At 55.1% G+C, this 25,799-nt stretch carries 20 protein-coding genes; 11 read left to right on the top strand and 9 right to left on the bottom strand.

Features of this window, described 5'->3' with window-relative positions; translation table 11 throughout:
* Positions 1-11 precede the first annotated feature (11 nt).
* Entirely contained in the window at positions 12-611 is a 600-nt protein-coding gene (locus tag B9A24_RS14720; RefSeq protein WP_084446788.1) for a hypothetical protein, read from the top strand.
* A gap of 78 nt (positions 612-689) precedes the next feature.
* Here the strand turns inward: B9A24_RS14720 and B9A24_RS14715 are convergent, their stop codons facing one another.
* Both B9A24_RS14715 and B9A24_RS14710 read right to left on the bottom strand, forming a co-directional pair.
* Positions 690-2,435: a M3 family oligoendopeptidase gene (locus B9A24_RS14715; protein ID WP_084446787.1), complete on the bottom strand. Its 1,746-nt coding sequence runs from the start codon at positions 2,433-2,435 to the stop codon at positions 690-692.
* 119 nt (positions 2,436-2,554) lie between these two features.
* Complete coding sequence (locus tag B9A24_RS14710; protein ID WP_084446786.1) at positions 2,555-3,661, bottom strand: ferredoxin--NADP reductase; 1,107 nt, start codon at positions 3,659-3,661, stop codon at positions 2,555-2,557.
* Positions 3,662-3,833: 172 nt separating this feature from the next.
* Between B9A24_RS14710 and B9A24_RS14705 the strand changes: the two genes are divergently transcribed.
* Positions 3,834-4,529: a peptidoglycan DD-metalloendopeptidase family protein gene (locus B9A24_RS14705; protein WP_084446785.1), complete on the top strand. Its 696-nt coding sequence runs from the start codon at positions 3,834-3,836 to the stop codon at positions 4,527-4,529.
* Between the two features lie 87 nt (positions 4,530-4,616).
* On the opposite strand, the gene B9A24_RS14700 is transcribed toward B9A24_RS14705, so the two are convergent.
* Positions 4,617-5,831: an ABC transporter permease gene (locus B9A24_RS14700; RefSeq protein ID WP_084446784.1), complete on the bottom strand. Its 1,215-nt coding sequence runs from the start codon at positions 5,829-5,831 to the stop codon at positions 4,617-4,619.
* A 48-nt stretch (positions 5,832-5,879) separates the two neighbouring features.
* Here B9A24_RS14700 and B9A24_RS14695 point away from each other — a divergent pair, with 48 nt between their 5' ends.
* From B9A24_RS14695 to B9A24_RS14685, 3 genes are all read left to right on the top strand, one after another.
* Complete coding sequence (locus tag B9A24_RS14695; protein WP_084446783.1) at positions 5,880-7,133, top strand: exo-beta-N-acetylmuramidase NamZ family protein; 1,254 nt, start codon at positions 5,880-5,882, stop codon at positions 7,131-7,133.
* 98 nt (positions 7,134-7,231) lie between these two features.
* Positions 7,232-8,188: a methionyl-tRNA formyltransferase gene (fmt, locus tag B9A24_RS14690; RefSeq protein WP_084446782.1), complete on the top strand. Its 957-nt coding sequence runs from the start codon at positions 7,232-7,234 to the stop codon at positions 8,186-8,188.
* 152 nt (positions 8,189-8,340) lie between these two features.
* Complete coding sequence (locus B9A24_RS14685) at positions 8,341-8,826, top strand: dihydrofolate reductase (RefSeq protein WP_084446781.1); 486 nt, start codon at positions 8,341-8,343, stop codon at positions 8,824-8,826.
* A 75-nt stretch (positions 8,827-8,901) separates the two neighbouring features.
* Here B9A24_RS14685 and porU2 read toward each other — a convergent pair whose 3' ends face one another.
* Both porU2 and B9A24_RS14675 read right to left on the bottom strand, forming a co-directional pair.
* Positions 8,902-14,034, bottom strand: a complete 5,133-nt coding sequence (gene porU2 / locus B9A24_RS14680) for a putative type IX secretion system sortase PorU2 (protein ID WP_159452062.1) — start codon at positions 14,032-14,034, stop codon at positions 8,902-8,904.
* A gap of 68 nt (positions 14,035-14,102) precedes the next feature.
* Positions 14,103-15,206, bottom strand: a complete 1,104-nt coding sequence (locus B9A24_RS14675; protein WP_084446779.1) for a putative type IX sorting system protein PorV2 — start codon at positions 15,204-15,206, stop codon at positions 14,103-14,105.
* Positions 15,207-15,688: 482 nt separating this feature from the next.
* Between B9A24_RS14675 and B9A24_RS14670 the strand changes: the two genes are divergently transcribed.
* The 3 genes from B9A24_RS14670 (at position 15,689) to B9A24_RS14660 (ending at position 19,965) form a co-directional block, all read left to right on the top strand.
* The gene (locus B9A24_RS14670; protein ID WP_084446778.1) at positions 15,689-16,048 is read left to right on the top strand and encodes a PadR family transcriptional regulator; all 360 of its coding nucleotides are present in this window, start codon (positions 15,689-15,691) and stop codon (positions 16,046-16,048) included.
* A 48-nt stretch (positions 16,049-16,096) separates the two neighbouring features.
* Positions 16,097-18,724 (top strand): PspC domain-containing protein, encoded by a 2,628-nt coding sequence (locus tag B9A24_RS14665; RefSeq protein WP_084446777.1) that lies wholly within the window; start codon positions 16,097-16,099, stop codon positions 18,722-18,724.
* Positions 18,725-19,053: 329 nt separating this feature from the next.
* Complete coding sequence (locus tag B9A24_RS14660) at positions 19,054-19,965, top strand: NAD-dependent epimerase/dehydratase family protein (protein ID WP_084446776.1); 912 nt, start codon at positions 19,054-19,056, stop codon at positions 19,963-19,965.
* A 4-nt stretch (positions 19,966-19,969) separates the two neighbouring features.
* Here the strand turns inward: B9A24_RS14660 and B9A24_RS14655 are convergent, their stop codons facing one another.
* The 3 genes from B9A24_RS14655 to mce form a co-directional block, all read right to left on the bottom strand.
* The gene (locus B9A24_RS14655; protein WP_084446775.1) at positions 19,970-21,400 is read right to left on the bottom strand and encodes a CCA tRNA nucleotidyltransferase; all 1,431 of its coding nucleotides are present in this window, start codon (positions 21,398-21,400) and stop codon (positions 19,970-19,972) included.
* A gap of 78 nt (positions 21,401-21,478) precedes the next feature.
* Complete coding sequence (locus B9A24_RS14650; RefSeq protein ID WP_234997313.1) at positions 21,479-22,051, bottom strand: L-threonylcarbamoyladenylate synthase; 573 nt, start codon at positions 22,049-22,051, stop codon at positions 21,479-21,481.
* Positions 22,052-22,201: 150 nt separating this feature from the next.
* Positions 22,202-22,609 (bottom strand): methylmalonyl-CoA epimerase, encoded by a 408-nt coding sequence (mce, locus tag B9A24_RS14645; RefSeq protein WP_084446773.1) that lies wholly within the window; start codon positions 22,607-22,609, stop codon positions 22,202-22,204.
* 166 nt (positions 22,610-22,775) lie between these two features.
* Between mce and B9A24_RS14640 the strand changes: the two genes are divergently transcribed.
* The 3 genes from B9A24_RS14640 to B9A24_RS14630 all read left to right on the top strand — a co-directional run bounded on the left by B9A24_RS14640 (position 22,776) and on the right by B9A24_RS14630 (position 24,921).
* Positions 22,776-23,990 (top strand): IscS subfamily cysteine desulfurase, encoded by a 1,215-nt coding sequence (locus B9A24_RS14640; RefSeq protein ID WP_084446772.1) that lies wholly within the window; start codon positions 22,776-22,778, stop codon positions 23,988-23,990.
* 96 nt (positions 23,991-24,086) lie between these two features.
* Positions 24,087-24,503: a Fe-S cluster assembly scaffold IscU gene (gene iscU, locus B9A24_RS14635; RefSeq protein ID WP_084446771.1), complete on the top strand. Its 417-nt coding sequence runs from the start codon at positions 24,087-24,089 to the stop codon at positions 24,501-24,503.
* Between the two features lie 91 nt (positions 24,504-24,594).
* Positions 24,595-24,921, top strand: coding sequence for a HesB/IscA family protein (locus B9A24_RS14630; RefSeq protein WP_084446770.1), 327 nt, complete (start codon positions 24,595-24,597; stop codon positions 24,919-24,921).
* 76 nt (positions 24,922-24,997) lie between these two features.
* Here the strand turns inward: B9A24_RS14630 and B9A24_RS14625 are convergent.
* A partial coding sequence (locus tag B9A24_RS14625; RefSeq protein WP_234997311.1) for a T9SS type A sorting domain-containing protein occupies positions 24,998-25,799 on the bottom strand: 802 nt, incomplete at its 5' end.

The following is a 25,799-nucleotide window of genomic DNA, read 5'->3' as shown; positions in this document are numbered from 1 at the left end:
TTATTGCCCCTATGAAAAAGCTATTTCCGCTGGCCTTCCTTCTCTTTGTGGCCACCTTCACCGCCTGCAAAACCGATCGAGCCAACAAAACTGCCGTCGTAGACCCGGTGTCGCCGGCCGCCGCCAAAGCGCAGCTTGATGTATTCAGAGACACGATAGAGGTGCGCTGGAACCAGATGATAGCCAGCGACGACGCTAAAATGCGTGACACGAAGCAGGTGCTGCGCGAATTGCAAAAGCAACCTAATGCGAATACCACTCAGGTGCGGCAGCTCACCCGCGCCAACGACCGCCTCAAAACCCTTCGGTATACTCAACGAACAATGACCGCTTCCGAGCGTATCGATGCGTATGATGCCGCGCAGGATTCGGTTTTACGGGCCGTGTACGCAGTAGCTTTGCCCGCCAGCGGCCCGGCCAACGAAACCGTTCAGTCGCTCACCGAAAGCATTCAAGCCGCCGATAACCAAGTAGTTGGCTATCGCGTCCGCTATGATCAGGCCGCGAAGCAGTTCAATAACTATCTCAAAGTGCACGAACCCGAAATCTCTAAAGCGGGAGCTAAATACAAGCAGCTACAGCCGTTGCCGCTATTTGAACTGCAGCAATAAAGAGCAAGAACAAAAGCAAAAAGCCCCCCAGAAATAATCTGGGGGCTTTTTTATGATAATACCGTTATGCAGCTGCTCTTACAGCTGTGCCATCTCCTCACGCACGAAGTCGGCCAGGGAGCGCAGATACTCGGTGCTGAAGTCGAAGCGGATGCCAGCCGCGGCGTAGATTTCACCAATGGGAGCCGTATAGCCAAGCGCCAGAGCACGCTTGTAGGCTTCCAGACCCTGCTGAGGGTTTTCACGGTAGTTGCGCCACACGGCAATGGCCCCGAGCTGGGCCATGGCGTACTCGATGTAGTAGAACGGCACCTCGTAGAGATGCAACTGCTTCTGCCACAAGTACGGCTTGTACTTCTCCAGACCCTTCCAACTTACCGTGCGCTGGTTGAACTCATCGAATGTTTGAACCCAGCGGGCATGGCGCTGCTCGGTGGTGTGCTCAGGATTTTCATAAATCCAGTGCTGAAACTTGTCGATGGTAGCTACCCAGGGAAAGGTTTCGAGCACGCTTTCCAAATGCGTTTTCTTGGCCCGGCGCAGCTCATCGGCATCAGGAAAGAACTCGTCCCAGTGGTCCATGCTCATCAGCTCCATGCTCATGGAGGCCAGCTCGGCCACCTCGCTCGGCGGGTGCTTATCGGCCGACAGGGGCAGGGCGCGGGTCAGGAAGGAATGCACGGCGTGGCCGCCCTCATGCAGCATGGTCACCACGTCGCGCAAAGACGACGTGGCGTTCATGAAGATAAAGGGTACGCCCGTCTCATCCAGTGGGTAGTTGTAGCCGCCGGGCGCTTTACCCTTGCGCGACTCCAAATCGAGGTGGCCCATATGGCGCATCGTGCGCAGGCATTCCCCCAGATAAGGATCAAGATGCTGGAAAACGGTAATGGTTTTCTCGAGCAGCTCCGCACCAGTATCGAAAGGGCGCAAGGGCGCTTTGCCGCTCACGTCTACATCCAGGTCCCAGGGCCGTAGCTCCGGCAGATTCAGATCCTGACGGCGCTCCAGGTCGAGGTCGTCGATGAGCGGCACCACCGTTTCGCGGATAGCACGGTGGAAGTTGAAGCAGTCCTGGGGCGTGTAGTCGAAGCGGCCCAAGGCGGCAAACATGTAGTCGCGGAAGTTTTTAAAGCCCGCGTTCAGCGCCATCTGGTGGCGTAGCCGCACTAGCTGCGTGAACAGCTTATCAAGCGATTCGTTATCCTGTAAGCGGCGCTCTTGAACGGCTACGTAAGCCTGTTCGCGCACGGCACGGTCAGGGTTTTTCAGAAAGTCGGCGGCCCGCGGCAGCGTCATTTCCTCCCCGTTTATCGTGACGGTCATGGCCCCCACGGTGGCGGCGTACTGCTGCTGCTTGGTGCTGATGTCGGTTTTGAGGGGAATATTCTCGGCCCGATAAATTTCCAGGGCCTGCCGCACGGAGCGAATAAAGACGCGGTAGCGCTGCGGACTCAGGTTCCCAACGTATTCCGACTGCATGAGCTTTTCGTTCAGCGCATGGTCGTAGGGCGCTGCGTTGGGCTCTATCTCGCTCACGAAATATTGAAAAGCTTCGGCCCGCTCCCCATCCTGCGTATCGCAGGTCATACGGATGTAGCGCCACGCCAGATTTTCGCTCAACGCGCTTTCCAGCTCACTCCGATCGAGCAGCCACTCTTCCAACTCCTGGGGGGTATTTATCCCTCGGTCGCGAAGCTCAACAAAGTAGGATTCAAGTGCGGACCAATCCGTTACGATGAAATCTTCGGGCAGGTAGCGACGCGCTGGGCGCTGGGTATCCGTGGCCGAGGCGAGTTGAATGTCGGGGGCGGCGTGTAGCATAGGTAGTACAAGATAAGCCAGCGATTTAATTTATCGATAGTTGAGGCAAATTCCTTATCGACTTAGTACTAATGAATCTCAATGAGAGACGTTTACGAAAAATTTATGCCGCCGTCTCTTTATCCTATCTCAATAACAACATCAGCCGTGAGCGGGTGGCCGACGCAGGTAAGTACGTAGCCTTGCTTCATCTCAGAATCAGACAAGCCTTCACGCTCATCCAAATGGACTTTACCCGACAGGCACTTGCCGCGGCAAGCCGTGCACAAGCCTGCCTGGCAGGAATAGGGCAGGTCGATGTCCTGATCGAGGGCGGCTTCGAGGATCGTTTGGTTGGGCTCCACCACCAACTCGTATTCGCTGCCTTCGTAGTTAATCGTGACCGTGCGGGTCACGATTTTACCGTCATCGTCGGCCGATGATACGTCGCCGTGACCGTTAGGCTGAGCAGCGGCAGCTTCGGTAGTGTCGGCAGCAGCCACGAAGCTTTCGCGGTGGATACGGGGCGCAGGAACACCCAGCAATTCAAGAGCGGAACGGGCTTCCTGCATTAGGCCATCGGGGCCGCAGAGGTAGTATTCGGCTTGCTCGGCCGGGAACTGGTGGCGCTGCTCCAGAATGCGTAATAGCATCGTACGGTTCAGACGACCCTTATGCTGCGTGGCTTCCGGATTGGTGGGCTGGCTGTACACATGCTCGACCTGCAAACGCCCCCCCGACTCCTGCTCCAAGGTGGCCAGCTGTTGCCGGAATATTACTGATTCCTCGTTGCGGTTGCCATACACGAGCAGAATATGACTCTGAGGCTCCTCGCGCAACACGGCTTTCAGAATGCTCATGAGGGGCGTAATACCGCTGCCAGCGCCAACCAGCACTAGGGAGCGGGCCGATTTGGGGCTGGGCTTTATAGTAAAGTTGCCGAGCGGCGCCATAGCTTCTATTTGCTGGCCTACACGCACAGTATCAAGCAGATAATTGCTTACCAAACCACCGGGTACCCGCTTCACCGTGACGGACAGGCGCGGGGCTTCGTGCGGCGTGCTGCTCAGGGAGTAGGCGCGACGCTCTTTTTTGCCCCCCGGACCGCAAGGCAGAATCAGGGTTAGAAACTGGCCGGGCTGGCAGGCAATAGGCTGGCGGGTGGGTAGCTCAAGGTGAATGGTAACGGCGTCGGGCGTTTCGTGGGTGAGCTCAACAACGTGGAGGGTGAGGTAAGGACTGCTCATTCTGAATGGAGGACTGGGACTTAGGGACTTGGAAACCTAGGGGGCAAAAGTACGGGATTAATGCTGCTCAGACCTTAGCTTGCGCCCGACTTTACGTGGTAAGGCCAGCGCGGTTATAAGCTTTCTTTATTTCCGAACGCCTGCTGAATGATCGTTTTCTGGCGAAATCTATATGACTGAACTTTCTCAACTCTTACAACAGCATCAGGCACAATTCGGTCCGGTGCTGCCCATCGACCTGAACAGCCCGGAGGTATGTCGGCTGGACTTCACGGCTCACAATCCGCGGGTAGTGGCAGCTGACTTGCGCGATACCGATGCTTTCGAAGTATTGGTAGCTGAGCTGCTGGCAGCTCAGGAAGCACTGATTGGGGTTGGTGGCTATTTGGAGAATCGTATTATCTACCGCCGCAGCCCTGGTTTGTTTGGCGACCCGGCCGTACCAGCGCGCTCTTTGCACCTGGGCGTCGATGTGTGGGTGCGGGCCGGCACGCCCGTTTGGTCGCCCTTGCCCGCCACCGTGCACAGCCTGGCCGACAATGATAATTTCGGCGACTATGGCCCAACCGTCATTCTGGAGCATGAGTTGGAAGGCACCACTTTTTATACCCTCTACGGGCACTTAGGCCGGCGCGAAGTGGCGTTGCTGCGGCCGGGAATGCTGGTAGAGCCCGGCGTCACTTTTGCCGAAGTTGGTCCGCACCCCGAGAATGGCGACTGGCCGCCCCACCTCCATTTTCAGGTAATAGCTGATATGCAAGGGCTGAAAGGCGATTTTCCGGGCGTAGCGCTTCCGGCGGAGCGCGAGAAGTGGGCCGCTTTGTGTCCTAATCCTAACCTGATTCTGCAAAGCCAACACCTCGATTAATTCAGGAATTAGGACCAAGCATTTCTCTAATAAAAAAGCCCCCCAGCAGTTTGTTGGGGGGCTTTTTATATATTATTCTTATTTGGTTTAGTCGAATTTGATAGCGGCTACGGGCATAATGCGCGAAATCAAATACGTCGGAATAAGTACGGCCAGGAGCGAAGTCAGGAAAGTAGCCACATTCAGGACGATGATAATGGTGAGGTCCCAGTGAATCGGTACGCGGTCCATATAGTAGTTCTCGGGGTCGAGCGGAATGAGGTGCGTGTAGTATTGCAAAGCGCAGAATCCCAGCCCAATCAGGTTGCCGATGAGCATGCCCCGCAGGGTCAGACTCAGGCCCCGAAAGAAGAACATGCTCCGAATCTGGTTGTCGGTGGCGCCGATGGCCTTGAGCACGCCAATCATATTGGTGCGCTCCAGAATCATGATAAATATGGTGGCTACCATATTAAATGTAGCCACGAAGATGATGAGGATCAGAAAGATGACGACATTCTTGTTTAGCAGCTTTAGCCAATCAAAAAGCTGGGCATACTGGTCGGTTATCTTATCCAGCTTCAGGTCATAGGGCAGGGTTTCGTACAAATTGTCTGACACGGGGTCGAGGCGCTGAAAGTCGCGCAACGTCACCTCCAGGCCGCCCACCAATGAGTCGGGCCAGGCGTTCAGCTCCCGAATCTGCCGAATATCACCGATGATGTACACTTCGTCAAACTCGTCGAGGCCGGTTTGATAAATGCCGCGCACCTGGAATTTGCGCACGCGGGGTGGGTTTTGGATGAAATAAAACAGCGCCTCGTCGCCTACTTTCAGGCGCAGCTTATCGGCCACTTTGCGGGAAAGCAACACATCGTTGCTGGCGCTGGAATCGGGAAAGGTCAGGAATTGACCGGCCACCAGATTCTGGCGCATGGGCGAGCGGCTCGTCTTCTCATCGATACCTTTGAGCACGATGCCCAGCACCTCATCCTTGGTTTTGATGATAGCCGTTTTGCGGGCAAAGGGCTGAATAACATCTACCTGCGGCGAGCGGCGTAGGGTCTTAATAAGGCGCGGCCCGCTGATAGGCTCGGCATTCAGGGAGTTGTTGGTGTCGTACTTGCTGATTTGCAGGTGCGCGCCGAAGGAAAAAATCTTGCTTTGTATCTCGTTGCGGAAGCCCTCAAGGATGGAAAATGACACAATCATAACAGCCAGCCCGAGGGCAATGCTGATAATGGCTATTTTTGTCACCGACGAGGTAAACGACCCGGAGTCGGCTCCGTCAATCTTACTGGAGATGTAGCGCGATATATTCACTGCCGTAAAGCTACTCTAACCCATCCAGTTTTCTAGCCCCATTTCCGCATGTATTCCTCCTTCCTCCCCGGTCTGCTAAGTTTGAGTGTATTGATGGCCAACTGCTCCACAGCCCAAACTACGCCAACTTTGCCCCCCAGCGCGACCACCGAAGCCAGTACGGCAGTTGCGCCAGTAGCAGTGCAGTCGGCGCCGCAGCAAATTGTGGAGGAGCCGCGCATGGGCGCTGAGCTGGGTAACCGCTATCTACCTTTACTTAAGGGTAAGCGTGTGGGGCTAGTCGTAAATCAGACTTCGCTGGTAGGCCGCTCTCATCTGGTGGACACCTTGCTTCGGCAAGGCATTCAGGTCAAGACTATTTTTGCGCCAGAGCATGGCTTTCGGGGCGAAGAGGCCGATGGAGCGACTATTAAGGATGGGCGCGATGCCCGTAGCGGTCTGCCCGTGCGCTCCCTCTACGGTGCTACCCGCAAGCCCACACCCGAAATGCTGAAGGATCTGGACGTATTGGTATTTGATATTCAGGACGTTGGCGCTCGGTTCTATACGTTTAGCAGCACGCTGCACTACGTGATGGAAGCCGCCGCCGAGCAGGGCAAAACGGTGATAGTGCTGGACCGCCCCAACCCCAACGGTCACTACGTCGATGGCCCCGTGCTGGAGCCGCAGTTTAAAACATTCGTCGGGCTGAACCCCATTCCAGTGGTTCATGGGCTGACAATGGGTGAACTGGCCCAAATGATAAATGGCGAAGGCTGGCTAGCAGGAGGCAAAAAAGCCCAACTGACCGTAATACCGGTGGAGGGCTACACCCACGCTACGCGCTACCAATTGCCCGTGCGTCCTTCGCCCAACCTACCCACCGCCCACTCGGTAGACCTGTACGCGACGCTGTGTTTGTTTGAGGGCACCGACGTGAGCGTGGGCCGCGGTACGGCCATGCCTTTCGAAGTAGTTGGCGCGCCAACCCAACCTGCTACGCGCCCGTTCAGCTTCACGCCCACTCCCAATCCTGCCTCTACCGCGCCACCCCAAAAAGGCAAGCTTTGCTACGGCCTCGACCTGCGTCAAACCAACGGCGACATCGGTTTCACGCTGAAATACCTGCTCGACTTCTACCAGCAAAGCACTGATAAGGCAAACTTTTTTAATAAAGGATTCGAACGTCTTGTTGGCACGGCAGCCCTGCGCCAGCAAATTATAGCAGGTAAGTCGGAAGCCGAAATTCGCAAGACCTGGGAGCCAGAGTTGGGTCAGTATAAGGCCATGCGCAAGAAGTATTTGCTGTATCCTGAAGCGTAACTTTCCGCGGTGTTAGTGCGGCATGTTATCATTTAAAAGCTGCCTGACCACTGCGGATTCCTGAATTTTACCACTGCTATACACCGCGAGATAGTACTATGCTCCAACCCCTGCGCATCGTCTTCATGGGTACGCCCGAATTCGCCGTACCTACGCTGGAAGCTTTGCTTTCCTGGCCTGGGTGCGTGGTGGCAGCGGTCATTACGGCTCCCGACAAGCCCGCCGGGCGTGGGCGCCAGCTAGCCGAGTCGGCAGTGAAGCAAGCCGCGCAGGCACACAACCTGCCTGTGCTGCAACCCACAAATCTGAAAGACCCGGAGTTTCAGGCCGCGCTGAAGGACCTTGAGGCTGATATACAGGTGGTCGTAGCTTTTCGGATGTTGCCGCAGGCGGTGTGGAGTATGCCTCCCATGGGCTCCATTAACATTCACGCCTCTCTGCTACCGCAGTATCGGGGGGCAGCGCCTATCAATTGGGCTCTGATTCAGGGAGAAACGCAAACGGGCGTTACGTCTTTTTTTCTGCGCCACGAGATTGATACCGGCGACCTTGTTTTTCAGGATGTCGTGCCGATTGCGGATGAGGATGACTTTGGCACCCTGTATGAAAAGCTGAAAATGGCCGGTGCGGCCCTGGCTCTGCACACGGTGCAAGCCATTGCGGCCGGCACCGCGCCCAGCCTGCCCCAAGTGGAAAGCAGTGAGCTACGCGCCGCGCCCAAGATTCAGAAGGAAACCGGTCGCCTTGATTTCAAGCAAAATGCCCCCCAGCTGGTAAATCTGGTGCGCGGCCTCTCCCCCATTCCTACCGCCTTCACTACCCTCCCCGACGGCCGCACCCTCAAGGTATTCCGCGCCCAGGCCCTGGACGATGAGGACTCCACCGGGCCGAGCACCATGTATCCGGGCACCTGGTTTTCCGACGGTCGCACCTATTTGCGCGTACAAACTACCAATGGCCTCCTGGATCTGCTGGATGTACAGCTGGAAGGCAAAAAGCGGATGCCTATTCTGGAATTTTTGCGCGGCTTTAATCAGTCGGCCCTGACGAAGTGATTTTTACGTCCTGGTACCTCAACTTTAGCGGGATATGCTAATAAAACGTCATGCAGAGCGGAGCGAAGCATGACGGGCTTTTAAATCATTTTAATAAGATGACAGAACCAACTGTCAGACAAGAATTACTCCTCGTTAATCGAAAGAATTATATGATTGCTTTAGTAGTAGCAGTAGCTCAAAACGGTATTATTGGTCGAGATAATCAGCTTATCTGGCATTTGCCGAAGGACTTGAAGCATTTCAAAAACCTGACCCTTGGCCACCCAATTATTATGGGCCGGCGCACGTTTGAGGCAATCGGAAGACCATTACCAGGACGCCAGAACATCGTAGTCACGCGCCAACCTGAGTGGAAGGCTGATGGCACGGAAACGACCTACTCTGTACCCGAAGCATTAGAGCTGGCGCAAACCCACGACGAAAACATCTTCATTATTGGAGGTGCCGAAATCTACCGTCAGTCGCTGTCAGCGGCTGACACCATTTATCTGACCGAAATCCACCACGACTTTGAGGGCGACGCTACCTTCCCCGACCTCAACCATACGGAATGGCGCGAGGAAACCCGGGTACGCCACGAGCCCGATGAGAAACACGCTTACCCCTTCAGCTTTGTAACCCTGCGCCGACGTTAATCACAAAGGTGCATAGCACTAAAAAAGCCCCCCGGAGTGGTTCCGGGGGGCTTTTTCGTGCTTGAATATGTAAGGCTAACGCAGAAGCACCAGCTTACCCCAATCCTTTTTGAAGGCTTGGTCGCCGGCGGTGCGGCGGCGCTCAAACTGGCCGGGGTTATCCAGCACCACGCGGTAGAGGTAGGTGCCATTGGCCAGCTGGTCGCCAAACTCGTCGGTGCCGTCCCAGGCGTAGTCGGTGATGTTGTTGCCGATGTGCAGCGGGCCCAGTTCAGCCATCATTATTTCACGGACTACCTTGCCCGTCAGCGTCATCACCTGAATCTTCAGGTCGCGGGGTAGCTCAGCACCCGTGAGCGTGAACACAAACTTGGCTTTGCTGGTGATGGGGTTAGGATACGGGTAGAAATTGGTGATAGTAGACTCTTTAATCACCTCAAAACGAATGGAGTAGCGCTGCATACTGGCAGCCAGGTTGGTCGCGTCGCGGCCCTGCACTTCCAGCTTATAAATGCCATTCGGCAAGGGCGTCTGCTTACCGGGCTGATACTCCACACGTGCGATGCCCTTCTCCACTTCGGTCGTGAAGAGCACATCTGAGCCCGTCATGGGCACTTTAATTGGGATTGATTCGCCGGGTTTGGTTAGGAACAAATCAAAGTTGCCGGGGTCGCGAATGGCGTTGAGCTTATCCTCATCATTGAGCTGCACCATGATAACGGGCATCGGCGACACGATATCTCCATCCAGAATATGCTGCCCATCGAAGGCCACATCAAGCACGGGGGGCGTATTACGGTCTTCTATGGTGAAAGGCGGCAGGATCAGCTCATTATTAAAGTAGAACTGCTCCGGCAGCAGGCGCGGATTTACGTTTACCTGCCCCGTAATGGCCCCCAACAAACCGCGTACATCAAGGCGGATATTGAACGTAGCCGTCGAGTCGGCTTTGAGTGGGCGGAGCGATTGAATCTTGGCCGTACGCACATTATTACTGGCATCGCGCACGGTAATTTCAGCGATAAGGGGCTGACCAAAATTTATGGACGACACGTTTTGAAAGTAGACAGGGAAAGCCAATTCGCCACGGCTCATGGCCTGCTGGGCTAGCGTAGCGGCGTCGTACACTTTGGCGTCTTTCGCTTCCGCTAAGTCGCGACGCACAATTCCTTCCGGCAAGCCCTCGTAGGTTACCAGCCATTGCTTGAGCTGCGGCGCCGTCCGATTGAGTGTGTCGCGCAGTTGTAGAACCAGCTGCAGATAAGGATAGTCCTGCGCCGATACCCCAGCCAAGGCTAGCTGCCGGTTCTTCACATCGGCGTTCAACTGCCTCTGATTACCGTCCTTATCAATACCCACCAGCCGCAGCGTGTAGCTATCAGAAGGCTCCGTGCGCACGGTATGGAAGAGCGTGCCCCACTGTTTGGCCGGGCCGATAAGCGTAGAGGTAATGGTACCTCGGGCGGCTCGGGTGCGCAGGAAACCGTCCAGCGTTATGACCTGCTCGGCGCGAGCCACGGTGCTGGCCGCGTCGAACGTCCGTTCCTGAGCCGGACGAGCGCCGGGGCCCTTCTGTCCCAGGAACACGAATGGGTCACCATCTTGCAGCTGGTCAATAAGCTGCGAGCCAAGCGTCTTCAGGGCAGTCTTTAACTCGGGTGAGAAGGAAGAAAAGTTAACCCGGTTCATCGATACCAGCGCCACGTACTGACCGGGTTTCAAGTTGGTCAGCAAAGCCAGAAGCTGCGCCTGGCGGGCGGGGGTGTTCAGGTTATCAGCTGTGCCTTCGCGGGCAAAGTGATAATACATATTGGGGTTCAGACCGCAGGAATCGTATGCGCCCGGCACGTTGCGCACAGATTTAAGGGTCAGTCCATCAAACACCGCCGCCAACATATTGGGAGTTGAGGGCGCACAGTTGATAACGTACGGGCTGGTGCCCTCGGGCGCTATACCATAAGAAGTCAGAAAGGTAGGCGCGGCCCCGGTGCTGCCTCCACGGGTAGAAAGCTTCACGCCAATGCTTTGGTCGCTAAAGTCCCACTTGCCCGAAGAGGCAGCCACATCCACGCTGGTACGCCTGTCGCGGCGAAACTGCCCATGATGGCTCTGCGACCAGCCGCCGGGGCTACCATTTATCAGGCGGAAAGAGCTGGTCGCCCATTCCTGGTTTTCGCCAGGCTGCCCATTCTGAAACCGCAACCGCCAGTACCATACTACACTGTCGCGGCCGGCCGTGGGGGGCAAAGTTGGCTTCCACTCCGGAGCAACAGCGGCCTGCACGGCGGTGCGGCGCACTAATGGGCTGTTAAACGTCGGTACCGTGTCCAGCTCCATTTCATAGAAGCGCAGTTGGCCCTTGGGGTCATTATTTTGCCCGATGAGCCGCACGGCTGGGCTGGATACAATTGCAAACTCGGGGGGGCTGAGGGCCGTAACGCCGCCTTGCAGGAAGTTGAACTTAATGGTAGCTTGATTATTGGTCTCGCTTAGCTCGGCTATCTTATTGCCTTCATCCAACACGACCGTAAACTCATTTTCCCCAAACACATTGCCCGTGTTCGGCAAATTGAAAACGTAAGTAGTATCGCGGCGGGGCTGCGGAACGTCGAAACGCAGGACCTCGGCGGGCCTTGCGGCAGTAACCGGATAGCGACGTGTTATGGAAATACCCAGGCTGGTGCTGCCGGAGCACAGGCTACCGGCATTACTGACACCCACCCGCAACTGGAACCGGGAGGAGGAGGCCTGAACGGTGGTTTCGGGTGCCTGGGGGGCAATTTGCAAACGCGAATCAGCTGTGGCGAAGTCGGGCTTGTCGGGAGCATAAAGCTTTAGCGCGGGGTCGCCCTGCCAAGTAGTGTTCATCAGCAGCGAAACACCATTCGGGTTATTACCAAATACTGCTTGTAAGCGCCGGGATGCTTCCGCCTGAATCACGGCAATCGGCTTACCGTACCAATTCGGGTCATTGAAGAGCAGCTGATACATCCGGTCACTGAAAGCGTCCAACTGGCCATCGTAGCCAAAGTCGGAGTCAGCCAGAAATCCGACAGCACCCTTATCAGCGGCCAGAGTCCAGGATTCGCCAATTGATATAAACGAGCCATAGGCAAAGCCTCCAGCGCACCCATTTACTATAAAGACCGGGTATTTGCCCCGATTGTTATAGTTGTTGCTCGGGTCATTGATATCACCCAGGTTTAAGTCGAATACCAAGGGCGAACCGTGGCCGAAGTACGTTATCAAGCTTAAACCAGCATTCAGTTCGGGCGCGATATTGATGGTTATCGGGAAGCGTTGGTAATCACCCGGCGTGTCGCGCGTGTAGGTTTTTACGACGGTGCCACCAAAGCAAGGTTTCTCGGCCCGCTCCTTATAGCCGTTGACATAGCTCTGAAACTGGGCAAATTCGCTTTCATTGCCTCCCCCGGCCATGTGCAGCAGGTTCTTGCGCCAGGGCTCGGGGCCCAGAGCCTCGTGTTCGCGCAGCTTATTCAGGTAGTTGAGGGCTTGTTGCGGCGTTTGAGCCGATATCCGTCCGGTGGGAATGCGAGAAACATACTGGTTACGCTGCCAGTCAGCCGTAAAAAATATATCTGATCCGGCACGGGTACTGGTTGGTATTAAATCCGGTACCGGCGACTCGCTATCCGATACCTGACGATGATAAAACGCGCCGGCCGCGGTGCGTACACCTTCTGCCGTGGCCAAACCTTTACCCAAAAGCAACAAATACTTCTCGCGGTTGCTGGTCAGCATCCATTGGGCAAACTGACGAATAGCCAAGGGTGATTTCTCGCCGTAGTGAAACTGGTCGTAAAGCTGCTGCGTCGTGACCACAAGAGTATCGTGGCGGCCGCCGGCCGCGGAGGCGCGGTAGCTGGCGTAGGCCCGCACGGGATTGGCGACGTTGCCGGCGGGCCGCATCAAAGAACGATGGCTAACGATCAGGAAACTGTAAGCGGCGGGCACAAGCGTGCGAAACCGAACCAGGCGGGCCGGCAGCGGCACCCTGGGGCGGGCGGCATCGACTAACAACAGGTGGCGCGTGCGGCCCGTAGCCGCCGGAAATACATAGCTACGCTGGGTACCGCCGGCGCTATTCCCCTCTATTCGCTGAACGGCAGCGGCATCCGTCACATCGTAGCCACGCAGGGTAGCGGGCACATTGTCGAGGACGTACGTAGCCGGACCCAGTAAAGTGGAATCATTACTAAAAGAGGTACTGCGTCTCTCGCTGAATACGCGATTCTCGCGGGGGGCCAGAACAGTAATATAGGCGAGCCGCGACCGGTCGCGCGGGAAACGACTGTCATTCGGGCCCGTGTTTTCAAACCGTAATTTCACCTTCCCCTCCGAGCTGAGGTCCGAACGCAAAAGCGGAAACTGCGCCTTCACTCTATCGAAGCTGTCGTAGTTGGCTACGGTACCCAGCAGCCGTACTGTGCCATTCGGCTGCACCACCGATACCTGCGTGATATGTTCAGATAAGCTAGTACCCGCCAGCCCGACTATTACGCGCGGCATACCACCATTGCTGGCTAGGCTTTGCAGAGAATCTACTTCAAAATCAACAGGGTTGGCGGCGTTGCGCCCAAACGGCCCCGACAAAAAGCCTTCTCCCGCGCTAGCCCACGGCATATAAGCGAGGGGGCCTTCCGTTATATCAGCATAGTTTTCAAAGAAAATACGCTGCCGGTGCAGCAAGTGATACGGCTGGCCGCTGGCAGTAGTGGCTACGGTTGGCTCCGTCATGCGGCGCCCATTGGTCGTGGGGGCTACCGTCAGAAAGTAAGACGCCGTATCTGTGAAGAGGCTGTATAGGGGCTGCGGCTGATCAGCGGCCTTCTTATACATGCCGCGGTCCAGGCGACCATCGTTGCGCTGGCCGTAGAACTCGATGAATGTACTGGGGTCGAGGCTGGTTTGGTTGCCGCCAACATAGATGGCTACTTCCTGGCCCCGCCGCCAGAGCTGGAGGCGGTGCGGATCGGTGCCGTTGCTGAGGCCGGCTCTGGTTAGGTATTGGTTGTCGAGGCGGTGAATCCCATCCTGTGTTATCCGGATTTTATAGTAAGACTGGCCCGGCACTATCCACTCGTTACCGTAAGGCCCCGACTGTGCGACGGCTTGGAGGCTGCTTAAAAGCAGTAGTAGTCCCAAAAAGCCCCCCAGCAGGTAGCGTAGCGTGTAATTTTGTTTCATGCTAATTGTATGGCTGAATAATCTAATGGCCGAATGATTAACCCATAGCCACGTACTCATTCACTTTCTTATTTAAAACCGTAGCCCAGCGAGACGATAATGGAGTTGGTTTGGGAGCGCTGCCCCAGCTTCTCCACAGCCAGCCGCGACAGCGCCAGATCCAAACGCAGACCGCTAGTAGCCACACCCACGCCAAGGCTCGGCTGGGCTTTCCACTCCTCCTTGCCACTAAAGGTCTGTATCTTCTGAAAATTGCTGACTCCACCGCGCAGAAACACGATGTTGTTGTAGCCGATTTCCAAACCAGCGTGCGGATCGATACTTATTAAGCCCGTAGAAATAGGCGTGTTGCGCTGCCCGTCGGTGGTCATTTCCAGATCGGTGGCTACGAGGGCCGTAAACTGGCCCGGCAGCTTGATGCTGCGGCCTACACCTAATACCAAGCGAGGCAGGGTTACCTCCGAGCTGTTCGTGGGAATGGCTTCGGCGGTGCTGGCCGAGCGTTTAAACTCATCAGCGTTGATAGACCAAACATTAAAGGTGGTCGTGATATCGCGGGCCATTAGGCCCAAGCGCCAACCACGCCGCTCGTATTGTAAGCCCGCATCCACCCCAAACCCGTAGGCGTTGGCGAATTTACCGACGTTGCGGTAGATAATCTTGGCGTTAACGCCCAATTTTAAGCCTTCAATAGCGCCGATGCGCCGGGCATACGACAGCAACAAAGCATAATCGGCAACAGAGAAATAGCGGATCCGGTCGTACTGGATATAGCCATACTCGTTTACCAAATCACGGGTATCAGCAATGTCATCCACGCCTAGGCGGATCAGGCTGGCGCCGATGGCGCTGTTCTCATCGAGCGGCATAGCGAAGGCCGCGTAGTCATTTTTTACGATGCCTGAAAACAGCTCGGAGTGCATGAGCACACCGTCGTATTTGGTTTTCAGGTCGAGCAAACCGGCTGGGTTCCAGTAGCCAGCGGTAGCATCCTGCACGATACTGACCTGGGTGTTGCCCATGCCCAGGGCCCGACCGCCCACCCCGATATTTAGAAACTCATTGCTGTACTTGGGCGTGGCATCGTTTGACTGGGCCCACGCGGCGGGTGCAGTGCCTAAGCTCAGCCCCAAGCCAACCAACACAGGAACCACTTTGGAGAAGTGCAGCATAGAATAAAGTAGGGGGAAACGGATAAGTGCAGCAGCAGCGCAAGTTACTTATTTCTAGCGCGTCTGCTGAATTAACGGGACCGATAGTGCCTTTAGAGACCGCATAAATCGGGCCGGGCAGTAGCCGGGGGGCTTTTGGGGGAACCAGAAATGTCGGGGGGCAAATTTTCATTCCTCCGCTTCGAAGCACTGGCTGCCACAGTGGGACCAGCGCTGCCAGTTGAATTGATCAGGTATCCTAATTCTTGCTCGATGCTAGGAGCGACTTATCTTTTATTAGAAGTACCGACAAGAAATTATTGAGACCTAAAAAAGCCCCCCAGTCGCTCTATTAGGCTTTTTAATTTTCTTTAATCCCCTTTCTATATCTGTAAAACGCTCCATAAGATTGAGGCGCGAAAATTATTTTAACAAGTACCTTGCGTTACATAGTACCTTTTGTTATCTTTAACTCATTCTTCACCGATATCTGCCTCAAGCCCATGAAAGTAGAGAACACCCAAGTGCAGATGCGGAAGGGCATCCTGGAATTCTGCATTCTGGAAATTATCGCCCGCGGCGAGGTCTACGCCTCCGATATGCTGGAAGAGCTAACTTCCGCTCGCATGATCGTCGTGGAAGGCACGCTGTACCCGCTCCTGACGCGCCTCAAAAATGCCGGTCTGCTCGACTATACCTGGAAGGAATCCACGAGCGGGCCGCCGCGCAAATACTACACGCTCACGGCAGTGGGCACGGAGTTTTTGCACCAGCTGCGCCTGACCTGGGAAGAGGTAGCCGACTCTATCCGCATCATTCGCCAAAAGCCGCATGTGAACGGCACTGCTCCGGCGCAGCAGTAGCGCCGCCTCCACCTTTCTTTCGACGTTTTCCTGACTTGCAGCACTGAGATGAAAAAGAACATCAGTATCAACCTCCAGGGCATCATCTTTCACATCGAGGAAGATGGCTACGACGTACTCAGCCGCTACCTGGCCGAGGTAAAAGCCCACTTCAGCGGCTACCGCGGACACGAGGAAATCGTGGCCGACATTGAGAGCCGCATTGCCGAGCTATTCGTGGCTCGCCTCTCCCCTACCAAGCAGATTATTTCGCTGGAAGATGTGGAGGCTATGACCGCTAAAATGGGCCGGGTACGCGATTTCCAAGCCGCCGACGATGCCGAGGACGACGAGGAGCTGCTCGCCTCCGCCGTAAATAGCGGCACGGCAGCCGGCACCTACGCTCGCCCCGAGTATGCCTACAATACCACTGGCGCTGGCGCCGGCGCAGCGTCCGCTACTGCCGCCGAACCCCGTCGTCTTTTCCGCGATGTGGCCAACAAGAAGATTGCGGGCGTGTGCGCTGGCCTGGCCCACTACTTCGGCATCAATGCCGTGTGGGTTCGGCTGATAGCTCTCGCCTCCCTGTTCTCCATTGTCATCGGCGACTTTGTGGGTGCGCTGCCGGCCTTTACCATTTTGGCCTACGTTATTCTGTGGGCCGTGCTGCCTAAGCGCAACGACCTGCCCGACCCAGTAGGTATCGGTGAGGCTACCGGCGAGCGGAAGCTCTTCCGCGACACGGACACCGGAAAAATCGGCGGCATATCGTCTGGCCTGGCTGCTTACTTCAAGGCCGATGTCACCCTAATCCGCATCCTGTTTGTGCTGAGCCTATTTACCGGCTTTGGCCTGTTGCTCTACTTGTTGCTGTGGGTAGTGCTACCCGAAGCTCGCACCGTATCGGAAAAGATGCGGATGCGCGGCGACGCGGTAACCCTCTCCGGCATCGACAATAGCCTGCGCAACAACGCTTTTGAAGCTGGCGGCATGACAGGGAGCGGCCGCCAGGTAGGAACATTTTTGGAAGAGCTGGCCCGCAATCTGCGCCCGCTGGTTAACTTCCTCGGCTCCCTGATTCGGGTGTTTGCTGGTGTCCTGCTCGTTATTATTGGCTTCTCCATGCTGCTGGGCCTCACTATAGCACTGGGTATCGGCCTGGGCATGATTCCAGCAACGAATAGCTTCATGACTGGTGATATTCCGGCTCACATCTTCCTCAACGGCGTTCCTATCTGGGCAATGTTCGCCTTCTACCTGACCGCTGCCATTCCTTTCCTGGCGCTGCTGCTGGCTGGCTTGAGTTTATTGCTCCGCCGCTCCATCCTTACCCGCACGGTGGGCTTGACGTTGCTTGGCTTGTGGCTGCTAGGTGTAGTGGGTACCTCAATAGGTGCCACCCGCATCAGCCATGATTTCCAGGAAGAGGCCGATGTAACCCAGAACCAGTCCTTCCCAACGCTGCGAGCCTCCAGCATCTACTTGGATATTCGGGGCACCGACCAGAGCCATGATCAATGGGTGAACGCGCGGATAGCGGCCGTAGATAGCAATCAGGTCGTTTCGGTCGACAAAACGTACCGGGCCGAGGGCGCAACCGAGGAGCAAGCTCGCCAGACGGCCGCTACTAGCGTGGCATACACCGTACGCCAGGTGAACGACACCACCCTGCGCTTCGATGACCACTTCACCTTCCGCCCAAGCGCCCGCTACCGCGACCAAGAAGTGAACGTGACGCTCAAATTGCCCCGCAACCGGACCGTTCGTTTAAGTCAGGGGGCCGCGCACTGGCTCGGCAGCGACAACTTCGTCGACAATGATATGCCCAAAAACGTGGAGCAACACCTCTACCGCCTGACAGGCAACCGGCTAGAGTGCGTAGACTGCACGCCAGACGATTTGCACAACACCACGGATGAGAACGAAGATGAGGATGGTGAAGTCAACATCGACATTGATGAGGACGAAGAAGATGGCGACGTGAACGTGTCGCTGGACTACGGCGGCGCCCCCAGCTTCTCTACCAACGCCGATGATTATGGCTCAGGCCGTGAGAGTTACAATGTAGAGGGGTTCCGCGAAGTGACCGTGCTGGGATCATACCGGACAGTTATCCGGTCGGGCGACACCTTTCGGGTGACGGCCGCTGGTCCAGCGCGGGAGTTACGCGACCTGAAAATAGACCGCGACGGCGATGAGTTGATGGTACGTTCCCGCAACCGCTCCCTCTTTAGCGGTAATTGGGGCCGTAATCAGGACCGAGACAAGGTTCTGATTACCATTGAGATGCCTGCCCTGGACAAACTGGATTTGGCCGGGGCCGTGCGCGCCGATGTATCAGGCTTTACGAATCAATCGACCCTGGAAGTGGATCAGGCCGGTGCCAGTCACCTGCGGTTAAACGGCGATTATCGAAGCTTGAATTTGGACTTAGCTGGTGCCTGTCGGACAACGTTGCAAGGACGCGCCGATAGGCTGGAAGTGGACGGAGCCGGAGCCTGCGAGCTTGCGGCAGCCCGCTTTACCGCCCGCGCCGCCGATGTCGATCTGGCTGGTATGAGCAAGGCTCGCCTTCGGGTTGAGGAATCTCTTCGTGCTGATGCCGTAGGTGCCAGCGTGATAGAGTACAGTGGCAACCCCGGCAGCGTGAAAGTGAGCGACGTAGGTGCCTCGCGTATCACCCGGATTAACGAGTAAAAAAGCCCCCCAGCGCTTTTTTGAGGGTTGACTTATTACTTAGATATGCAGAGTGCAGCTCTTACTAAACAAAAACGTGATGATTGGGCAACCTTATGCTCATACTCCACATCTATAGTTGCGGTGAACAAATTATAGGGTCTAAAGTGAGTGAAAGGTGGACCCTGAGGAAGTCTTTCTACCTAACCGAGCTGCAACTGGGGGTAGAGGCTTCCTCACATTTGTTTTATAGAGTATCTATATATACATTATTGCCTTAGCATCAGCGCACTAAGCTGAGCTGATAGCACTGTCCGTCCGGCTTCTCCTCATTGTTAACGGCTTCTGTTATGCAAACCATCTTAGGCGCTGGTGGCACTATTACCCGAGAAGTGGCGCACCATTTACCTACGCTCACAGACGAGCCGCTGCGTCTGGTTAGTCGTCGGCCACAGAAAGTTAATGCGGCTGATGAGCTGCATCCCGCCGACCTTACTGATGCTACCCAAACCAAGCAGGCTGTAGCTGGCTCGTCGGTAGCATATCTGGTAGCGGGCCTGCGTTATAATACCAAAACCTGGCAGCGCGACTGGCCCCGCATCATGACCAACGTGCTTAATGCCTGCGAGCATCACGGAAGTAAATTGGTGTTCTTCGACAACGTGTATATGTACGGGCTGGTGGGGGGCAAAATGACCGAAGAAACACCCTTCAACCCCGTAAGCAAGAAAGGTGAGGTTCGTGCCCGCATTGCTCGCCAGTTGCTGGAGGCAATAAAGTCTGGGCGGGTAGAGTCGCTCATTGCCCGAGCCCCCGATTTTTACGGCCCCGGTATAAATAACTCTCTTCCGAACGCGCTTATTTTCGACAATTTCAAAAAGGGTAAAGCTGCACAATGGCCCGGCAGCGTTGACGAGCCCCATTCCTACATCTTCACCCCAGATGCGGGCCGCGCCACAGCTGTACTCGGCATCACCCCCAGTGCCTACGGCCAAACCTGGCATTTACCTACCGCTGCGCCCGCCATTACCACTCGGCAATTTGCTTCGTTAGCCGCAGTCCACTACGGCGTTGCCCCTAAGATCAGCGGCTTACCGAAATGGCTGATGCGTGCCGTGGGATTGTTTGTAGAGCCAGTGCGCGAATCAGTGGAGATGTTATACCAATACGACCGGCCCTATTTCTTCGATAGTTCGAAGTTTGACAAGCAGTTCTTCGCGGCTACCCCTTATGCTGAGGGCATACGCCTGGCGGTAGTTTAGGCTACTATCGGTGAGCTGAGGGCTGCACCGGAGCCAGCCCCTTCTCCTTGCCCAACTCCAGCAAAAGCGCATACGCCTCCTCCAACTCATTCCGCACCTTCCCATCCAGAATAGCCTCCAGCACGGCTTCTTTCAGCTCGCCAACCTCGCGGGAGGGCTTCAGATTGAAAGTCTCCATGATGACCTCACCCGTAATAACCGGCCTGAAGTTGCGCAAGTGGTCCTTTTCTTCTACCTCTTTCAGCTTCTGCTCCACCAGGCCAAAGTTGCGCAGGTAGCGTTCCTTGCGCTGGTGGTCTTTGCTCGTAATATCGGCCCGGCAAAGCAGCATGAGGCGGTCGATGTCGTCGCCGGCCTCGAATAACAGACGGCGCACGGCCGAGTCAGTCACGGTTTCCTTGACCAATGCAATAGGCCGCAGATGCAGCTTCACCAGCTTTTGCACCTGGCGCATTTCCTCTCCCTGCGGCAGCTTCAACTCCGTAAAAATCTGGGGTACCCAGCGTGCACCGCGGTCTTCGTGGCCATGAAAGGTCCAGCCTATTTTGGGATCGAAGCGCTTGGTAGCGGGCTTGGCAATGTCGTGCAGAATAGCGGCCCAGCGCAGCCACAGGTCGCCGCCGGCTACTACTACATTATCGAGCACTTGTAGGGTATGGTAAAAATTATCTTTGTGCGCGTGCTGGCCTACTTTCTCTACGCCCTGTAGCAAAGCCATTTTTGGAAAAATCAGCTGTAACAAGCCCGTTTGAAACATCAGCTTAAAGCCGTAGCTGGGCTGGGGGGCTAATATGATCTTGTTCAGCTCGTCCGTAATGCGCTCCTGCGACACAATCTTAATGCGCTCCTTATTGCGGGCAATAGCATCGTAAGTATCCGGCTCAATATCAAAGTCGAGCTGCGTAGCGAAGCGCACGGCGCGCATCATGCGTAATGGGTCGTCAGAAAACGTAATATCCGGGTCGAGGGGCGTGCGAATGGTTTTGCGCTGGAGGTCGCCTATACCGTCGTAGCGGTCTACCAGTGTTCCAAAATCATCCGGGTTCAGGCTTAAGCCCAAGGCGTTGATGGTGAAGTCACGTCGCGCCAAATCCTCTTCCAACGTGCCCGCTGCCACTTCCGGTTTGCGCGATTCGCTGCGGTAGCTCTCCTTCCGGGCACCCACAAATTCGATTTCTACCTCTGGCGTCGGCAGCATGGCGGTGCCGAAGTTCTTGAACACCGTCACGCGGGGCCGGCCGGGCAGCTTTCTGCCGACGGCCTGCGCTAATTGAATTCCGTCGCCCACACATACTACATCGATATCCTTGCTGAGCCGATTCAGGGCCAAATCGCGCACGTAGCCGCCAATCACGTAGGCCGGGAAATTCAGCTCGCCGGCGGCATCGGCAATAACCCGGAAAATAGGCAGATCAGGTAGCTGGGGAGACTTCATAAGAACACTGGGGGGCATTTTATCCCGCAAAGGTAGCACTCCCACTTTGGCTGGGGGGCAAATTCGTGGCCTGAGCTTTTACTCACGCACCACTTCCAGCTGCCCATCGGCCCCAAAACGCACCACCCGCGAGGGCGCGACGCTGGCTACGTCCTCCTGCCGCCAGCCTACCACATGATCAACGGCGCGCACAAGCTTAGGGTCAACGGCGACATACGTAGCCGGCGTAGGCTCCCCGGCGCGGTTAGCTGAGGTAGAAACCACGCCATGGCCGAGGCGGCGTACCAGTTTATGGCAAAACTCATCCTGCGGAATGCGCAAACCCACAGTTCCATCAGGAGCTAAGAGCTGCGGGGCCAGCCGGTGGTTAGCTGACAGAATATAGGTAGTGGGGCGGGTTTGCTCCACCAACGCTTGCTCCAACCCATCAGGTACTTCGGCAACGTAGCGGCGCAGCATATCCAGATCGGCGACCAGCACGATGCTGGGCTTGCCTTCGGGGCGCTCCTTTAGCTTGTAGAGTCGCTCCACGGCGCGGGGCACTTCAGCATCGCAACCTACGCCCCATACTGTATCGGTAGGATACAGTATGATTTGCTGAAACAACAACGCCTCAACGGCCGCTTCTACTTCTTGCTGAAAATTAGCCACGGAGCTAGTAGATAAAGGTGAAATAAGGTAATTAAGAACGTTATGCTGAGCAGCGCGAAGCATCTCGCTCGCTTCGTTTGCTTAGTACTCCGGTATCAGCACGCGAGATGCTTCGCGCTGCTCAGCATGACCGCCTGTTTTATTTGCTTCCTACTGAACAATCTCCTGGCACAGCTCTACCAATACGCCAGCCGCGCTTTTCGGATGCACGAAACACACCAGCTTATTGTCAGCCCCACGCTTGGGCTCCTCATTCAGGAGCGTGAAGCCCTGCTCCTTCAGCCGCGCCATCGTCGCCCGAATGTCGGCTACTTCAAACGCCACATGGTGAATGCCCTCCCCTTTTTTGGTCAGGTAGCGGGTGATGGCGCTATCAGGCGTAGTGCCGGCCAGCAACTCAATCTTAGAGCCACCCACCCGAAAAAAAACCGTATCTACACCTTCGCTGGCCACATGTTCCTGCTTGTAGGGTTCTTGGTTTAGCAATGCACTATACAAAGCCGTTGCGGCCTCCAGGTCGTGTACGGCTAGGCCGAGGTGTTCCAGATTTGTAAACATAGCGGGCAAACGATACGGGTGAAGAGGCTTACTTAGAATATCTCTACTTTTGTGGGCGCAAAGTAAAACCAGTTTGTTTGTTTTGCTGTTCTAGATGCGAATGATTCTCCACTGAGTTACCTTTGGACTTTCATTGGTTTTCCGCTGACTTACTGAAATTCGAGCCATGCTCAAGCTACCTATTTACCTCGATAACAACGCCACCACGCCCCTCGACCCGCGTGTGCTGGAAGCCATGATGCCTTACCTCACGGAGGTATTCGGTAATGCGGCCTCCCGTAACCACCCCTTCGGTTGGGCAGCGGAAGAGGCCGTGGACTACGCCCGTGAGCAGATTGGCCAACTCATTAGCTGCGACCCCAAGGAGATTATTTTCACCTCGGGCGCTACCGAATCAGACAACTTAGGTATTAAAGGTGTGTTTGAGATGTATTCCCAAAAGGGCAATCACATCATCACCGCTACCACTGAGCACAAAGCCGTGCTCGATACCTGCAAGCATATTGAGAAGCTGGGGGGCAAAGTGACGTATCTCCCGGTAAACCGCGAAGGCCTCATTAGCCTGACCGACCTGGAAGCCGCCATGACTCCCCAGACTATTCTGGTGACCATCATGTACGGCAACAACGAAACCGGCACTATTCAGCCAATTCGTGAAATCGCCGCGATTGCCCACAAGCATGGTGCGCTCTTCATGACCGACGGCACCCAGGCAGTGGGCAAAATCCCGGTCGACGTTCAGGCCGATGGCATCGACATCATGGCATTCACTGCCCACAAGATGTACGGTCCGAAAGGCGTAGGTGCTTTGTATGTGCGTCGTAAGAACCCTCGGGTAAAAGTAACTGCCCAGATGGACGGTGGCGGGCATGAGCGCGGTATGCGTTCGGGTACTCTCAACGTTCCTGGCATCGTGGGTTTAGGCAAAGCCTGCGAGTTGGCCCGCCTCGAAATGGCTACCGATACCGAGCGCCTGAGCAAAATGCGCGACCGGCTTGAAAGCTCTCTACTAGAACTGGAAGAAAGCTACGTGAACGGCTCCCGCGAGCACCGCTTGCCACACGTAACGAATATTTCTTTCACCTATGTAGAAGGTGAAGGCCTGATGATGGGCGTGAAAGATTTGGCCGTTTCATCCGGTTCAGCCTGTACTTCAGCCTCTTTGGAGCCTTCTTACGTATTGAAGGCGTTAGGCTTGAGCGACGACTTAGCCCATTCTTCCCTTCGTTTTGGGTTGAGCCGCTTCACCACCGACGAGCAGATCAACTACGCTATCAATCATGTGAAAGAGGCCGTAACGAAGCTTCGCGAGATGTCGCCGCTGTGGGAGATGTTCAAAGAAGGCGTTGACCTCAGCAAAATTGAGTGGGCTGAACATTGATTTAGACCTGAGTACTGAGACATGAGAAGTGAGACTCTTTTGTCTGTTGTTGTTTTTAGTCTCACCTCTCACTTCTAACCTCTCATTTCTATTATAATGGCTTACTCCGATAAAGTAATCGATCATTACAGCAACCCCCGCAACGTGGGCACGCTGGACAAAAGCAAGAAGAACGTAGGTACCGGCCTAGTAGGCGCTCCTGAGTGCGGCGACGTAATGCGCCTGCAGATCGAAGTGGACGAAGCCACCAATACCATCACCGACGCCAAATTCAAGACCTTCGGTTGCGGCTCAGCCATTGCCTCTTCGTCATTAGCTACTGAGTGGCTGAAAGGCAAAACGGTCGACGAAGCATTGAGCATCGATAACATGGAAATCGTTGAAGAGCTTGCTCTTCCTCCCGTGAAGATTCACTGCTCGGTATTGGCTGAGGATGCCATCAAATCGGCCATCAACGATTACCGCGTAAAGAACGGCTTACCAGCTCTGGAAGAAGCTAAATCGCACCATTAATCTGTTGCGACTGTTACTAGAAAGAGCCTACTTTTCGCTAAAGGTGGGCTCTTTCTAATTGACAACTTACAACTCGTAACTGGCAATTCCCATGATTACCGTATCTGATAAAGCAAAGGAAAAAGTAACCCATTTGATGCGCGACGCGCAGCTCGACGAATCCTATCGTCTGCGCGCCTCCGTGGCAGGTGGGGGGTGTTCGGGTCTTTCCTACAAGCTTGATTTTGATAACGAAGTCAAGCCTATGGACCAAGAGTTTGAGGACAAAGGTGTACGTGTAGTCGTCGATATGAAGAGCTTTCTTTATCTGGCCGGCACAGAACTCGACTTTTCTGACGGTCTCAACGGTAAAGGTTTCTACTTTGATAACCCCAACGCTTCCCGCACCTGCGGCTGCGGCGAGAGCTTCTCTGTATAGATTTATCTACTTATAAAAAAGCCCCCCAGAATTTGTCTGGGGGGCTTTTTTGTGATTATAGATTCTGAACTCATAGTCAATCTGCCTGCTTGATAAACTTACGTACCATCCGTCCATTCGCAGCTTCTATTTCCAGATAATAGAATCCAGCGGGCAGCCCTGATATGTCAAGCGTTGTTGAACCATTGGCTGATTGCCCTTTTTGCAAGGTCTGGCCACTAGAAGCTAGAACACGGTACTTGGCCGCGCCAGTATATGGCAAACGAAAAGTGAGTTGATCGTGAGCAGGATTAGGAAATAGCTCCTCCTTACTCTCTGCTTTCACGACTACAACGTTCGAATAAGTAGCTGTACCATCGAAATCCAGCTGGCGTAAGCGGTAATAAGCTGTGGGGCTGGTAAAGGGTGTAGTATCTAGGATATTGTACGCTTGCTTTTGTGTGCTATGCCCTTCTCCTTTAACTCTGGACATGGTCTTAAAGAAGCGGCCTTCAGAGCTACGTTCTACTTCAAAGCCAGCATTGTTCTTTTCGCTAGCAGTAACCCACTGCACCAGCACGCCTTGCGCACGACGTTCGGCTGAAAACGAGATAAGCTCAACGGGCAATGGATTATTGCCTGAGGCAGAACTCAGTTCTGTGCTAGCCAGTGCAAAAGTACCAAGGCTAGTGAATGGAATTGTTGAAGTGATGCTGCCAGAAGGTGTCGTACTACCCGTTCCACCAATATTCTCCCAGCTCTGATTATCCAACGAAGATTTGACGATGCGTAATTTTTCTGCATTATCTACTTGATCATCAGAGCCGTAACTGAGCTGCATAGTGCCGCTGAGTAAGTTGTTGGTAGTAGCATTACTGCTCACGTTGAAATACCGTACC

The sequence above is a fragment of the Hymenobacter roseosalivarius DSM 11622 genome (assembly GCF_900176135.1).
GTDB classification, from domain to species: Bacteria; Bacteroidota; Bacteroidia; order Cytophagales; family Hymenobacteraceae; genus Hymenobacter; species Hymenobacter roseosalivarius.
The sequence above is the reverse complement of the archived record's forward strand: the minus strand, read 5'-3'. Positions and strand labels throughout refer to the sequence as shown.

Bases quoted from the DNA above. Each gene is read 5' to 3' on its own strand.
- B9A24_RS14720 (WP_084446788.1), top strand. From the start codon at position 12: ATGAAAAAGCTATTTCCGCTGGCCTTCCTTCTCTTTGTGGCCACCTTC.
- B9A24_RS14715 (WP_084446787.1), bottom strand. From the start codon at position 2,435: ATGCTACACGCCGCCCCCGACATTCAACTCGCCTCGGCCACGGATACC.
- B9A24_RS14710 (WP_084446786.1), bottom strand. From the start codon at position 3,661: ATGAGCAGTCCTTACCTCACCCTCCACGTTGTTGAGCTCACCCACGAA.
- B9A24_RS14705 (WP_084446785.1), top strand. From the start codon at position 3,834: ATGACTGAACTTTCTCAACTCTTACAACAGCATCAGGCACAATTCGGT.
- B9A24_RS14695 (WP_084446783.1), top strand. From the start codon at position 5,880: ATGTATTCCTCCTTCCTCCCCGGTCTGCTAAGTTTGAGTGTATTGATG.
- fmt (WP_084446782.1), top strand. From the start codon at position 7,232: ATGCTCCAACCCCTGCGCATCGTCTTCATGGGTACGCCCGAATTCGCC.
- B9A24_RS14685 (WP_084446781.1), top strand. From the start codon at position 8,341: ATGATTGCTTTAGTAGTAGCAGTAGCTCAAAACGGTATTATTGGTCGA.
- porU2 (WP_159452062.1), bottom strand. From the start codon at position 14,034: ATGAAACAAAATTACACGCTACGCTACCTGCTGGGGGGCTTTTTGGGA.
- B9A24_RS14675 (WP_084446779.1), bottom strand. From the start codon at position 15,206: ATGCTGCACTTCTCCAAAGTGGTTCCTGTGTTGGTTGGCTTGGGGCTG.
- B9A24_RS14670 (WP_084446778.1), top strand. From the start codon at position 15,689: ATGAAAGTAGAGAACACCCAAGTGCAGATGCGGAAGGGCATCCTGGAA.
- B9A24_RS14665 (WP_084446777.1), top strand. From the start codon at position 16,097: ATGAAAAAGAACATCAGTATCAACCTCCAGGGCATCATCTTTCACATC.
- B9A24_RS14660 (WP_084446776.1), top strand. From the start codon at position 19,054: ATGCAAACCATCTTAGGCGCTGGTGGCACTATTACCCGAGAAGTGGCG.
- B9A24_RS14655 (WP_084446775.1), bottom strand. From the start codon at position 21,400: ATGAAGTCTCCCCAGCTACCTGATCTGCCTATTTTCCGGGTTATTGCC.
- mce (WP_084446773.1), bottom strand. From the start codon at position 22,609: ATGTTTACAAATCTGGAACACCTCGGCCTAGCCGTACACGACCTGGAG.
- B9A24_RS14640 (WP_084446772.1), top strand. From the start codon at position 22,776: ATGCTCAAGCTACCTATTTACCTCGATAACAACGCCACCACGCCCCTC.
- iscU (WP_084446771.1), top strand. From the start codon at position 24,087: ATGGCTTACTCCGATAAAGTAATCGATCATTACAGCAACCCCCGCAAC.
- B9A24_RS14630 (WP_084446770.1), top strand. From the start codon at position 24,595: ATGATTACCGTATCTGATAAAGCAAAGGAAAAAGTAACCCATTTGATG.